Source organism: Olivibacter jilunii (assembly GCF_900607235.1).
GTDB classification, from domain to species: domain Bacteria; phylum Bacteroidota; class Bacteroidia; order Sphingobacteriales; family Sphingobacteriaceae; genus Olivibacter; species Olivibacter oleidegradans.
The window spans coordinates 1,032,822-1,046,864 of record NZ_LR027848.1; the positions used below are offsets into that span (position 1 = coordinate 1,032,822).

At 41.8% G+C, this 14,043-nt stretch carries 8 protein-coding genes; 5 read left to right on the plus strand and 3 right to left on the minus strand.

Annotation, left to right across the window (positions count from 1 at the left end; all coding sequences use genetic code 11):
- The first annotated feature begins 6 nt into the window (after positions 1 to 6).
- From E0E36_RS04220 to E0E36_RS04230, 3 genes are read left to right on the plus strand one after another with little or no spacing between them, the layout of a single operon-like run.
- A complete protein-coding gene (locus tag E0E36_RS04220) occupies positions 7 to 3,006 on the plus strand; it encodes a SusC/RagA family TonB-linked outer membrane protein (RefSeq protein ID WP_130854836.1) in 3,000 nt (999 codons plus the stop codon).
- Between the two features lie 12 nt (positions 3,007 to 3,018).
- Entirely contained in the window at positions 3,019 to 4,413 is a 1,395-nt protein-coding gene (locus E0E36_RS04225) for a SusD/RagB family nutrient-binding outer membrane lipoprotein (RefSeq protein WP_130854837.1), read from the plus strand.
- 53 nt (positions 4,414 to 4,466) lie between these two features.
- Positions 4,467 to 6,218, plus strand: coding sequence for a DUF885 family protein (locus tag E0E36_RS04230; protein WP_130854838.1), 1,752 nt, complete (start codon positions 4,467 to 4,469; stop codon positions 6,216 to 6,218).
- 63 nt (positions 6,219 to 6,281) lie between these two features.
- On the opposite strand, the gene E0E36_RS04235 is transcribed toward E0E36_RS04230, so the two are convergent.
- The 3 genes from E0E36_RS04235 to E0E36_RS04245 form a co-directional block, all read right to left on the minus strand.
- A complete protein-coding gene (locus tag E0E36_RS04235; RefSeq protein WP_130854839.1) occupies positions 6,282 to 7,952 on the minus strand; it encodes a M1 family metallopeptidase in 1,671 nt (556 codons plus the stop codon).
- A gap of 75 nt (positions 7,953 to 8,027) precedes the next feature.
- Positions 8,028 to 10,214, minus strand: coding sequence for a S9 family peptidase (locus E0E36_RS04240; RefSeq protein WP_130854840.1), 2,187 nt, complete (start codon positions 10,212 to 10,214; stop codon positions 8,028 to 8,030).
- A gap of 76 nt (positions 10,215 to 10,290) precedes the next feature.
- Entirely contained in the window at positions 10,291 to 11,682 is a 1,392-nt protein-coding gene (locus E0E36_RS04245; protein ID WP_130854841.1) for an aminopeptidase P family protein, read from the minus strand.
- Positions 11,683 to 12,089: 407 nt separating this feature from the next.
- Here E0E36_RS04245 and E0E36_RS04250 point away from each other — a divergent pair, with 407 nt between their 5' ends.
- On the plus strand, positions 12,090 to 12,968 hold the full coding sequence (locus E0E36_RS04250) for an AraC family transcriptional regulator (protein WP_013664291.1): 879 nt from the start codon (positions 12,090 to 12,092) through the stop codon (positions 12,966 to 12,968).
- Between the two features lie 138 nt (positions 12,969 to 13,106).
- The gene (locus tag E0E36_RS04255) at positions 13,107 to 14,036 is read left to right on the plus strand and encodes a dihydrodipicolinate synthase family protein (protein WP_130854842.1); all 930 of its coding nucleotides are present in this window, start codon (positions 13,107 to 13,109) and stop codon (positions 14,034 to 14,036) included.
- Positions 14,037 to 14,043: the final 7 nt, after the last annotated feature.

Genomic DNA, 14,043 nt, shown 5'->3' on the forward strand with positions numbered 1-14,043 from the left:
TTAATCATGAAAATCAACTATTTAATTGCCTTCATCGTAAGCTTATGGGCTTTTTTAGATGTGCAGGCGCAAACCAAGACATTAAAAGGAGCGGTAGTAGACCAATCCAAGACCCCTATCCCAGGGGTGTCTATTAAATTATCCGGAACTGCGCAAGGCACTTCCACCGATGTAAATGGGGTCTTTACCATCGATTACCGGCCGGGAGCTGTTTTGAAAATTACAGCGCTAGGCTATCGGACGCAAGAGATCACCCTTACTGCGCAATCGGTTTTAAACATTACACTTGAAGAGGATAATCAAACCTTGAATGAAGTAGTTGTAACAGCTTTAGGAATAAAAAGAGAGAAAAGGCAGTTAACCTATAGCACGCAGGAGGTTTCAGGGGCAGATATTGCCAAAACAAAAGAACCGAACCCACTTAATGCATTAACAGGAAGAGTTTCGGGTGTACAGATTACTTCTTCTTCCGGGCAACCGGGAAGCTCCTCGCGTATTGTCATTCGTGGTACGAGTTCATTAACCGGAAATAACGAGGCCTTGATCGTGGTCGATGGGGTTCCTATAAATAATGATCAAACGGCTACAAATGGTAATGGAAGTGGTATCAGTCGTTTCTCAGATATCGATCCGGCCATCATTGAAAGCATTAATGTGCTGAAAGGATCGGCCGCTTCGGCCCTATATGGATCAAGTGCCGCACGTGGTGTAGTTATCGTTACTACCAAAAATGGTAATAAAGAGCAGAAGCCAAGTTTTAATTTTAGCACACAATTTTCGCTTGATAAGGCAATTTATCCACAAGTACAATCGGTTTACGCACAAGGCGATCGCGGAGTGTATTGGAATGGAGTGGATAACGATCAGAAAACAAGCTTGGTTTGGGGCCCCCGCTTGGATACGTTGATGGTAGACGGTAAACCGGTACGTAATGTGAATCCAATGGATGCGTTTTTCCAAACAGGCAAGACCTATACAAATACATTAAGCGTACAAGGGGGAACAGATAAATCTAATTATTTTATGTCTTATTCCTACCTGGATCAGGAAGGTACAATACCAACTACGAACTATAAAAGACATGCGGCCTTTGCTAAATTCAGCAATAAGATCTATGATAATTTTACAGCCACTTTCCAGTTCAATTATGTCGCTACAACGGCGCATAGAACCCCGGAGGGTTACGGTTTAGAAGCACCCTTATGGACCGTGTATACGGCTCCTTTTTCCTGGGACCCTTTGCCTGCTACCAATGACGATGGTACACAACGTGTTTTCCGCTACTCCCGCAATAACCCTTACTGGTCTTTAGAAAATGTATATAATGATGTGCGTGGAAATCGTTTTATCCCAATCGCTACTTTTAATTATACGCCTACAGACTGGTTAACCATTACAGAACGCTTAGGGGCAGATATATACTCCGAGCAATCCAAATACCATGAAGCTCCTAGTATACCGGTGGGAACTACCGGCGTCTTACGCGACCGCAATAATAACTATCGGCAATTCAACCACGATTTGATCGCCGAGGCGCGTAAACAGATAGGAGAAGATCTAGAGGTAAGTATGTTGCTGGGCAATAATGTGTTCGCCACATATGATCAGCTCTATCAATTGGAAGGAACAGGAGGATTTACTGTTGATGATTTTGACAATATCAGTAATACCGAAAATCAGATAAGTACGGAAAATTATAGACGCTTCCGTCGCGTATCTTTTTACGCACAACCCACGGTTGATTACAAAAAAATGTTAACGCTTTCGCTTACGGGACGGATGGAACAAAGTTCCGTGTTTGATAAAGCAAACCGAACCTATTATTATGGATCGGTGTCGGGAGGTTTTGTGTTTTCCGAACTTTTAAAAGAACAAACTCCCTGGCTAAGCTTTGGTAAGTTGCGTGCTTCTTACTCAAAGGTGGGTAATGATAATGTACGTGCATACGCCACTTCGACAGTATACAACACGGCAACTAATTTTCCCTTTAACGGTGTGCCGGGATTTTTAATCAGTGGCGACTTAGGTAACACGAACCTGAAGAATGAAACAACCACCGAGCTTGAAATCGGTCTGGAAACCCAGTTTCTAAAAAATCGCATCGGCTTGGAGTTTAATTATTTTGATCGAGACCATACAGACCTCCTATCGTATATTACCTTAGCGAATTCTACCGGCTATCGCAATTCCTATATCAATGCCGGGAGTATGTATAACAGGGGAATTGAGGCTTTGTTAAATGTAACACCGGTTAAAAGTGAAGATTTTTCCTGGGACTTCACCTTCAACTTCACCAAAATAAAAAACAGGGTAACGGAACTTTATGGCGGTGCCGATCAAGTGCAGATTGGACAGACTTTTGCATTTACCGGTGACCCTTATGGCACGTTCTACGCTCCGGGCTATAGTTACAACGAGGCTGGGCAAAAATTAATAGATGATACCGGCTTACCTGTTATTGGACCGTCCCAAAAAATAGGGAATATTCAACCCGATTGGTTGGCAGGCTTAAACAACAGCTTTACCTATAAAAATTTGAATTTGAGCTTTTTCTTCGATATGCGAAAGGGAGGGGATATTATGAACTCGGATGATCGTTATGGGTTCTTTTATGGCACACCGAAGGCAACCGAGAATCGTGAAGACCGCATAGTGGAAGGAGTGAACATAAATACAGGCCAACCAAATACGGTTACTGTGTCGGCTCAGGATTACTATCAGCGACTGAATGCGATCTATGAAGCGGCTGTGCAGGATGGTACCTATGTAAAACTGCGTAATGTAAACTTAACCTACAATTTTCCTGAAAAATGGATCAAGAAAACACCTTTCCAACGGGCTTCATTAACAGCAACCGGACGGAATTTGTGGATATATGCCCCACATTTTACGGGTTCTGATCCCGAGGTAAATAGTTATGGATCCGGGAACGATGCTTTGGGTTTGTACGGAAATTCTGCCCCAACTTCCAGATCGTATAATTTCACGCTATCCCTTACCTTTTAATTGATTAGAAAGATGAAAAAGTCAATTTCTTATATCATACTCGTTGCATCATGCTTGTTTTCCAGCTGTGAGAAATTTTTGGATGTCAATGAAAATCCGAATGAACCTTCATCGGTACAGGAATCATTGTTATTGCCTGCTATCGAATATAATTTGGTGCACAATGTGGTTGCTGGCTGGGCATCTATTGATGCGGCTCATTTTATGCAGCTGATTGCTTTGAATCAGGCACCACCCAATGTAGGCACTTATTTGTTAAATCCGGCGGATTTGAATGATACCTGGCGTTATACCTATACGGATTGTTTGGAGAATCTTAAATTGATGAAAGAACAGGCGGACGAGAAAGGTAATACCATTTATAGCGGAATAGCCAGTGTTTTAACTGCATATACCCTTGCGTATGCTACCGATATGTGGGGGGATGTCCCCTATTCGCAAGCATTAAATGCTACGGAAACTTTTACACCCGCATATGATAGTCAAGAAATGATCTACAATACGATTCAGAGCTTGTTGGATGAGGGTATTGCCAGTTTACAGACAGCTGGTGGAACACTACCGGGCAACAGGGATTTTTTCTACCAAGGAAATACCACGCAATGGATTAAGGCAGCTTATACCCTAAAGGCCCGTTATTATATGCACCTTACAAAAGCGCCAAATCATACCGCAACTGCGCAGGCTCAATTAGCGTTGAGCGCCTTAGAAAATGGTATGCAAAGTAATGCAGACGATTTGCGTTTAGTGTACGATGGTACAGCGGGCAAAGAGAATAGGTGGTACAGAAATTTTCTGCCCGTTGAGACTATTATTTTATCGTCAAAAACCGTTGATTCATTGGTAAGTCGAAATGATCCGAGAATAACACAACTGATTACCCGCTCAAAGCAGAATAATACCTATTTAGGTCGTGTTATTGGCTCATCTGGTATTGGCTCGCTGGAATCTTATTCTTTAGGCGGCTCATTTTACGCAAGTGCTAATTCGCCGTTAAACCTCATTAATTATCGGGAAGCATTACTGTTGAAAGCGGAAGCTACTTTAATCTTATCAGGAGCAGAGGCAGCAGCACCCATATATCAGCAGGCTATTGAAGCAGATATGGCCCATATTGGTGTTTCGTCTAGCACCGCAATCGCAGCCTATTTAGCAAGCAGAGGAAATATCAATGCTGACAATGCTTTGTCATACATTATGGAAGAGAAAGCCATTGTCAATTTTCTGTCGCCGGAAATTTTCAACGATTGGCGTAGAACGGGTTATCCGGCAATAGATAAAGTGCAAAACGCAGTTTCTGATATTCCACGGAAAATGCTATACCCATTAAATGAGTTGACGAATAATCCGCAACCACAGCATAATGGCGATGCGCTCACGAAGCGTGTTTGGTGGGATGCTCAATAAGTTGTCATTTTTTAGCGTCAAATCTTTGATTTGGCGCTTTTTATTTGAACCAAATGGAAAGAAAATCATTTTTATCAATTGGGCTTATATTACTGTTTGTTAATGCGTCATCCGTTAAAGCGCAAATTTCCACAGAAGGGTATGTACCCTGTCAGGAGATTCCTTATTTGATGAAACAGTTTGAAGCGGATGAAGCAGCCATTTATCGCTTTTATTCTCCCTCAGAAAATGCCCCCCGTTACCGAATGGCAAAGGGCTTGGGATCGCCTGATCGGCAAGCACGATTAAGGGTGTTGAATGAGCAATACCTTAATCAACTGAAGAATGTAGATTTCGATCGATTACCGCAGGAGTGTAAAGTCGATTATTTATTATTTACAAGAGACTTAAAAGAGAAGCAAAATCAATTGGAAAAGCTTACACAGCAGATGGAACAGCTGAAAGGTCTATTTCCCTTCGCAGATAGCATTTTTACATTAGAGCGTTCACGTAGGCGCGGAAATTCACTCGATGCGGCCCGGGTTGCTTCCACTTTTTCGCATATAGCGAAAGCGATTCCTCTGCTTATGAAGAACTTGAGTGATATGCATTTAGAACCCGAACAAATTAGAGCAGCAGGAGAAGAAGCGGATTTGTTGCGGAGGACGGCAGCAAGTATTTTCCAGTTCTATGATGGTTTTGATCCGGCATTTTCGTGGTGGGTGCCCGAGGCATATCATCGTGCTGATAGCATGCTTGTACGTTATGCCGGTGTTTTTCAAAAGAAGCAACAACCAAACAAGATGGGTATTTATACACGCACCCCTATTGGTAGAGAGGAGCTGATGCGACTGCTTCAGCACGAGTTTATTAACTATAGTCCTGACGAACTTTTGGCAATTGCTCATCGGGAGATGGCTTGGTGCCAGGAGGAAATGCTAAAGGCATCTGCAGCATTAGGCTTTGGTAATGATTGGAAAGCTGCTTTGGAAAAAGTGAAAGCAAGTGCTGTACCCGTTGGACAACAACCTGCCGTAATCCGTAAGTTGTATGATGAATCGGTAGATTTCCTTAAAAAAAATGACTTAATTACGATTCCTGAACTTGCCGAGGAAACTTGGGGAATGATTATGATGTCGCCCGAACGTCAAAAGTCAAATGCCTTTTTCACGGGTGGGTGGGAAATTAGTATAACTTACCCAACCAATACAATGGATTTTGGCTTGGCAAGAATGCGCATGCTTGGCAACAATCCTTATTTTTCCCGGGCAACGGTACACCACGAATTAATAGCAGGGCATAATTTAGAATTTTTTATGAATGCCCGTTACCGAACCTATCGGAATTTTGATACACCCTTTTGGATGGAAGGATGGGCTTTATATTGGGAAATGCTGCTGTGGGATAAAGGTTTTGCGCGGACACCGGAAGAACGAATCGGTATGTTATTTTGGCGTAAGTATCGATGTGCTCGGATCATCTTCCAGCTTAACTTTCACTTGGGCAAATGGTCGGCAGAACAATGCGCTGATTTTCTAGTAGACGAAGTTGGACATGAACGGGCCAACGTGGAGAGCGAGCTAAATTGGCCTTTATCAAGGGATAGTCAGGCCTTTCCGCTTTACCAGGTATCTTATTATATCGGCGGATTACAGTTCTATGCGCTCCAGCGAGAAGTCTTGAAATCACACAAGTATACCTTAAAGGAATTTCACGATACCGTGCTCAAATTGAATGCGATGCCGGTGGAGATGATTCGAGCTATCTTGCTTGAAAAGCCTTTAACAAGGGAAAGCAAAACGGTATGGAAATTCTACCAGCACTAAATTAGACGTAAAAAGGCCGTTTTATATTGTAAAACGGCCTTTTTAGGTTGCGAACAGCTAAATTTATTCAATCAATATACCGATATAATAGTTATAAGTATCCACTTCGATATTGTCTTTGTTGGCGCCGGGTAAAGTGACTTCTTTCCAACTTCTGTCTACTTCTATAAATTGATAATCACTGTCCTTTTTACGTATCTTCACCGGCATGGTGAAATCTGCCACATCGGAAATCCAACGTGCGTAGGTCTTACCTTCTTTGAAGCGAAACTCCAGGGTAGGAATGTTCGTGTGTTTAACGTATTGTTCAAAGACAGTGCTTAGGTCGCGACCGGCATGTTGACTGATATAATTGACTACATCTTCGTAATTAACGGTTTGATGATAAAATGTTTTGTTCAATCCTCTTAATATCTGCCGCCATTTCTCGTCGTCATTTATAATGGTACGAATCATATTCAGCAATACACCGCCTTTTGGATACATATCACCTGAACCTTCTTGATTTACTCCATAGGGACCCTGCACCGGACTATCGTTTCGGATACCACTCCGGATTCCATGCACATAAGCTTGTCCCGCCTCTTTTCCATAGTTATAGTCGACAAATAGCGCCTCTGAATAATTGGTAAAACTTTCATGTATCCACATGTCCGCGAGGTCCTTCGAAGTGATGTTGTTTCCAAACCATTCATGCCCACTTTCATGAACAATAATGAAATCCCATTTCATGCCCCAACCGGTATCTGATGCATCGCGGCCGCGATAACCATTGGCGTAGCCATTACCATAAGTAACAGCGCTTTGATGCTCCATGCCGGTGTAAGGTACATCCACGAGCTTATAACTGTCCTCGTAAAAAGGATATGGACCGAACCAGTGTTCAAAAGCCTTCAACATAGGAATTACATTAAGCGGGAAGAACTTTTTAGCTTTCGCTTCGTTTTCTCTCAAAACCCAATAGTTTAAGTCCAGAGGGCCCTTTTCTCCCTGATAAGTATCTTTAAAGTTGACATAGTCGCCAATGTTAACTGAAACACTGTAATTGTTGATCGGGTTGCGTACAAACCAATCGAATTGGGTGTAGCCGTCTTTGCGGTTTGTTTTCTTGATGAGGCGGCCGTTGGAAACATCCGTCAACCCTTTTGGAACGCTCACACTGATTAGCATGCTGTCTACTTCATCCGCTTGATGATCTTTATTAGGCCACCAAACGCTGGCCCCTAGTCCCTGGCAGGCAGTCGCCACCCAAGGTTTACCATTGCTATCCTGAGAGAAAACAAAGCCACCGTCCCATGGAGCTCGTTTAGCAACCTGCGGATTGCCTGAATAAAACACTTGCATTGAATCGACCGAGCCGCGTTTAATATTAGCCGGGAAGTTTACAAATACGGCATTGTAATTACGCGTAAAAGGCATCTCCTGACCATGATAAATGACCTTTTCTACTTTTAAATTGGCAAACAGATCAAACTGTAGCCTGTCGAAGTCCATAGTGGCTTCAAATTTAAAAAGGTTGCTTCCGCTGATGAATTTGTTATCGATATCAACCTTTACGTCTAAGTGATAATACTTGATGTCATAACAAGTACGTAAAGGAGTTAATGTCCCTCTTAGCGAATCTGCCTTTGTAAAGACCGGTTGATCTTTTACCAGTAATTGGGCGGAAGTTACGATAGGCAATAATCCTAATCCAAGGACGTATCCTAATTTTTTATATAGTGTTTTAATCATGATAAAAGTAGTTTTTATTTGTAAGGCCAACGGTAGCCTACAACCTAAAACTTATAACCTAGAACGTACAGCCCACTATCTCCCTCCCGGAGGGCAGTATTGTTTTAAATAATTCGTGTACAAACGCGACAAGTGCGCAGACGTGCCCTCACCTTCCGATATCGAATGGCTGCGGTTCGGATATGACATCAATTGAAACTGTTTATTGTGTTTGACCAACTCATTGATGAGCATTTCAGCATTCTGATAATGTACGTTATCATCGCCTGTGCCGTGAATATATAATAAGTTACCTCGCAAGTTTTTAGCATGCGTAATCGGTGAGCCTTTTACATAATCTGCCTGGCTTTCAGGCGGAACGCCCATGTAGCGTTCTTGATAAATATTGTCGTACATGAGTTGGTTCCCCACAGCGGCTACTGCGATGCCTGTTTTATAAATTTCAGGATATTGAAACAATAAATTCAACGTAGAGGAACCTCCGCCGCTCCATCCCCATACGGCCACGCGAGATGAATCTACAAAATTCCATTTTAAGATTTCTTTAGCCGCCATAGCTTGGTCTCGAATGTTGATAGCACCGATGTTGCGATAAATTGCTTTTCTCCAATCTCTACCTTTAGGTGCGGGAGCCCCACGATTTTCTACGGAAATATAGATGTAACCATCATCTGCCATGCTGCCTTCATATAAACGGTTGAATCCCGCGCCGTAGGTGTCGGTAACGGTTTGTCCGGCTGGTTCGCCATATACGTAAAAAACAACAGGATACCTTTTTGTTGAATCGAACTGGCTTGGCTTAACCATCCAACCATCCATCTCTATGCCGTCTATTGTCGTAACTTTGAAAAATTCGGGCTTAGGCGTGCCTTGAGGTAGACTCCGACGAACCGTTGCGGCCAATCTTTCTTGATGATTTGGCAAACTGACAATTTCTCCTGTAAAATATGTCGTGCTGCTGCTAAATTCATGTTCAGCCAGTTTTCCATTTGGTGAAATACGGTAACTATGGGTGCCCGCTTGATCTGTTGGAGATAGTTGAGTCGCTTTACCGCCCTTTATACTTATTTGATACAGATATTTTTGTGTGGCATTTGCCGGTGAGGCACTGAAGTAGATTTTTTCATTACGTTGATCAATTAAATCTATCCCAATAACATCGTAATCTCCTTTGGTAAGTAAGGCTTCCTTACCGGTCATATCTATTTTATAAATATGTCGCCAACCATCTTTTTCGCTTACCCATAAAAAAGCCTTGCCATCATCGATCCACTCCCAGCCTGTGGGGTCGTCATCATTCCAACGCGATTTAATGTCTATCCAAGCTTGATCCTGCTCCGTATAGATCGTTTTAGTTTTGCCATCTTCAATTGAGCAAAGCATGATATGGCTTTCCTGTTGTTTACGGTCTAACTGTTGGAGAATAAGGGATTGGCCATCCGGGGTCCATTCCATGCGAGGGATGTAATGCTGTACGGGATCGCCGGGAATGTCCATTTTTTTGTTTTCTTTAGTTTTTACATCGACCACATAAATGAAGCAAGCACTTGGATTTTGTCCCGCTTTGGGGTATTCTACCGGGATAGTAAATGAATAAGTGGAGTCTGTTGTATTCAACATCAGGTAGTTGCGAATACTTCTGGCGTCAATTTTCCAATAGGCGATATGTTTGCCGTCGCTTGACCACCGGAATCCATCCCGACAGCCGAATTCTTCTTCATAGGCCCAGTCAAAAGTTCCGTTAATGATGCGGTCGGTCCCATCTTCCGTAAGTTGGCTAATATGATTTGAAGCCAAATCCTCTATATACACATTGTGCTTGCTAACATAAGCAACGCTCGTACCATCAGGGGATAACTTTGCAAACATTAGCGAAGAAGCGGGAAGCCCCTTGCCCAATTGTTTAAGTTCTTTCTTGTTAATATCATAAATCCAATAATCGCCGCGGGTATGATAACGCCAGACCCGTTTTGTATTGGTAAACAACAAGACTTTCCGGCGATCGGCAGAAATACTAAACTGTTTAACTTTCAACGGTGCGCTACTGTCTTGTGGCGTGAGCGCGGAGCCATCTAAAAAAACGGCCGGATGATTGGGATCTAATAACTTAACCTCCAAAACCTGCCCGTCCGAAATTTCATAATATCCGTTACCATCCGGTGTCCATTGTGTTTTTACGCCAGGTTGTGCAAATAAAAAATTAATGGAGAATAAGTTGCTTACAATGAAGCAGATCCATAGTAGGTGGTTTACATGTCTCATGTGTTATATAGCAATTGTTTTTTTAAATAACCGAGTTGTCTTTTCCGTGTTTAAAATAGGGCGTGGGTTCGCTTTACTAACTGCCTCTTAGTTCCTCTATCTCATCAACGGTTTTGGCTAAATAATTTCCTAAGCGTTGGTTACCTGATGAGGTTACCAAATAGTTGTCCTCAATACGGACTCCACCAAAATCAAGGTAGTGCTCCACTGCTTGGTAATTAATAAAGTCTGCTAGCTTATTAGTTGCTTTCCAACGGGCAAATAACTCAGGTATAAAATAAATACCGGGTTCAACGGTCAATACATAGCCTGCTTCCAGTGCTTTGCCTAAACGTAACGATTTTAAACCAAAAGTAGAGGTATCTTTTTTTAATGTGTCGGTATAGCCAACGTATTGTTCTCCTAAATCTTCCATATCATGCACATCAAGTCCCATCATATGACCCGTACCGCATTGGAAGAACAGTGTATGAGCGCCTGCTGACACCGCCTCGGCTGTATCACCCTTAACCAACCCAATTTCTTTTAATCCATTAAATAGTACGGTGCAAGCCTCCAGATGCACGTCAAGGAAACGCACTTGAGGGGCCACCATCGCAGAAGCCTGGTTAAAGGCTTTCAATACAATATTGTAAATTTCTTTCTGCTTCGTACTGAATTGCAGATCGACAGGGAAAGTTCGTGTTAAATCACCCGCATAGCCCATAGCAGTCTCCGCTCCGGAATCGTTCAAGACTAATTGCCCTTTTTTTAGGGTGTTATGCTGCTTATGGTTATGTAGTATTTCGCCATGAACAGATAGAATAGTTGGATAAGCTAATCTGCCGCCACCATTTTGAGCGATTTCCTGGATGGCATTGGCAATCTGCAACTCTTTCATTCCTTCTTTGGCCATCTTCATTGCATGAACGTGCATATCCACCGAAGTATTCACAGCTGATTCGATCTGGGTAATTTCTTCTTTACTTTTGATCGATCTTTGAGCGACTACCGCTTTGATGAAGGGCACGGAAGCTTTTTTTTGCTGTTCAAGAGGGGGGATGCCTAATAAATGTAAGAGCTTAATTTTATTGGTAGGCTGATAGGGGGGGAGATAACGGATGTTGCGGTTTTTTTTTAATGCATGCTGTAAATAATCTTGTAAATCCTTGGTGGGAAGGACAATACTTAAACCGCTTTTTTCACATTTTTCCCGCAAGGTTTCTTGTCGTCCCATCCATATAATTTCGTCGATCGTGAGCTCGTCTCCAAACAATATTTCTTTATTTTCATCTAAATCGATGACAGCTGCGAGCTTGGGCTCCTGAATACCATAGTAATACAAAAACGAACTATCTTGTCTGAAAGGAAAAGCGTTATCCGCGTAATTCATAGGCTGTTCATCATTTCCTAGGAATAGAAGCAGTCCTTCTGAAAATTGATTTTTAAGTTGATTTCTTCGCTGAATATAAATCGATTTTTCGAACATATCTGTATGTAATAGCTGATGGTTTTAACAAAGGTCTTATCTTTTTTGATAATAAAAAGTAATGATGCGCTTTTTTGACAAAGATCGCCCCATATAACGTCAAATTTAAAGCGTATTACCCATCAGCTGTTGATTATACGCCGGTAAAAATCGTAATTTATTTTGGGGATGGCTCTCCCTTTTTTCTCTTATATTATTCATATTTTAACTAGTTGTTTAGATTCCGGCTGTCAGTCATGCCGTTAGCTAACAAGATCCGTTGTTGCTTCTAGGCAAATAATCCGGAGCTAGTTCGAATACGCGTCAATTAACGAATAATAACCGTATTTTAACCTATTTTGTGATAACTCTTGGATTTATGGGTTAAAAATTGGTAAATTCACGTTACCTAATACACCAAACCAACGATGAAGACACTACAATTCACCATTCCAGTAGCGCATGATCGGACTGTTATTGTTCAGGAAGATTGTATGCCGCACTTCTATCCTCATTTACATCGGCATCATGAAGCCCAACTCATGTGGATCCTAGAAGGAAAAGGTACGTTGATTGCTGACAATAGCATGCATCCCTTTCAAGAGAACGACATTTTCTTGCTCGGCGCCAATCAATCGCATGTTTTTAAAAGTAATGCGGAGTACTTTGACGAGGCTCATCCGAAGCAGGTCCGCTCGATTTCCGTGTTCTTCGATCCAAACGGAAAGTTGGCTTCCTTGTTTAACTTGCCGGAGCTTTATATGCTTCAAAGCTTTGTGAAGGATTACGAAAGAGGCTTTAAAGTGCCGAATGAGTATTTTAAAGAAGTGTCAAGGCGCGTATTGCGCTTAAAGGAAGCCAGTCAAATGGATCAGCTTATGCACTTCTTTTATTTGTTGCGTACGTTATGCCATGTATCAAAGCAAGTAAATGCGTTATCGGGCGGTAAAAACTCCTCGATTTCTGAAAATGAAGGTATCCGTATTGGTTCTATTTACAATTACATAGCCCAAAACTTCACGAAGCCAATCACCTTGGAGGAAGTTGCCGATCAGGCAAATTTAACTCCTCAAGCTTTTTGCCGATATTTTAAAAAGCACACAGGAAATACTTTTGTCGCATTTTTAAACGAAATGCGTGTACACGAGGCTTGTAAAAAATTAACACACCATAAATGTGAAAGTATATCCGGCGTTGCCTATAACTGTGGATTCAATAGTATTACGAACTTTAATAGGGTGTTTAAAAGTGTAATTGGTAATTCGCCAAAAGAATACATGGTGAATTTTCAGCGAAACGTACAGTAGAGATACATTCTTTGATTTGGCTATTTACGCGAGGCAAAGTGCCTTGCTAAAAAAGTTAAAATATGCGCATGATTGATTAATACATGGATGGATACCTTTAAATGTTCGTTTTACTTTTGAAAAAAAATAAGAACTATAATGAGTAAAGAACTTTGGAAAGGAATTTATCCTGCATTATTAACTCCATTTAAAGAAAGTGGAGAGATCGATTTTGATATGTTCGGTAAGAATCTGACTGCCCAACTTGAAGGGGGCGTACATGGTTTGATTTTAGCGGGCTCATTAGGTGAAGCCAGTACGTTAACTACACAGGAAAAATACGATTTATTGACATATACCGTTAACTTTGTAACGGGTAAAGACGTTCCTGTTATTTTGGGTATTGCGGAACAAGCTACCGCTGAAGCGATCAAAATCGCCCGGAAAGCAGAGGAATTAGGTGCAGATGGATTGATGGTATTGCCACCTATGCGCTATAAGGCAGATGATAGAGAAACAGTAATTTTTTTCACAACGATAGCGAACAGTACAAGTCTTCCTATCATGGTTTACAACAACCCTGTTGACTATGGTAATCTGGTAACGTTGGATATGTTTGAACAACTGGCTACTGTACCCAATATCCAGGCCGTTAAGGAGTCTACGCGCGATTTGACCAATATCACCCGTATGATCAATCGATTTGGCGGCCGTTTTAAGATTTTAGGTGGAGTTGATACCATTACTACTGAAGCTTTACTAATGGGAGCGGATGGGATTGTGGCCGGCTTAGTGGACGCTTATCCAAAAGAAACGGTTGCGATCTATGATTATGTAAAAGCGGGTAAAATAGAAAAAGCATTAGCTATATTCCGTTGGTTTTTGCCTTTACTAGAGTTAGATATCCATGCCAAACTAGTTCAATACATCAAATTAGCGGCAACGAGTGAGGGTATTAGTAATGAAACCGTGCGTGCACCTCGCCTACCGTTAGTAGGTGAAGAACGCGAACGTATATTGAAAGTTATTGCCGATAGTAAGGTGAATAGGCCAAACTTGGAAACAAAGGGTTCCGGTAGCCTAGTTTAATTATTGA

Bases quoted from the DNA above. Each gene is read 5' to 3' on its own strand.
- E0E36_RS04225 (WP_130854837.1), top strand. From the start codon at position 3,019: ATGAAAAAGTCAATTTCTTATATCATACTCGTTGCATCATGCTTGTTT.
- E0E36_RS04240 (WP_130854840.1), bottom strand. From the start codon at position 10,214: ATGAGACATGTAAACCACCTACTATGGATCTGCTTCATTGTAAGCAAC.
- E0E36_RS04220 (WP_130854836.1), top strand. From the start codon at position 7: ATGAAAATCAACTATTTAATTGCCTTCATCGTAAGCTTATGGGCTTTT.
- E0E36_RS04230 (WP_130854838.1), top strand. From the start codon at position 4,467: ATGGAAAGAAAATCATTTTTATCAATTGGGCTTATATTACTGTTTGTT.
- E0E36_RS04245 (WP_130854841.1), bottom strand. From the start codon at position 11,682: ATGTTCGAAAAATCGATTTATATTCAGCGAAGAAATCAACTTAAAAAT.
- E0E36_RS04235 (WP_130854839.1), bottom strand. From the start codon at position 7,952: ATGATTAAAACACTATATAAAAAATTAGGATACGTCCTTGGATTAGGA.
- E0E36_RS04255 (WP_130854842.1), top strand. From the start codon at position 13,107: ATGAGTAAAGAACTTTGGAAAGGAATTTATCCTGCATTATTAACTCCA.
- E0E36_RS04250 (WP_013664291.1), top strand. From the start codon at position 12,090: ATGAAGACACTACAATTCACCATTCCAGTAGCGCATGATCGGACTGTT.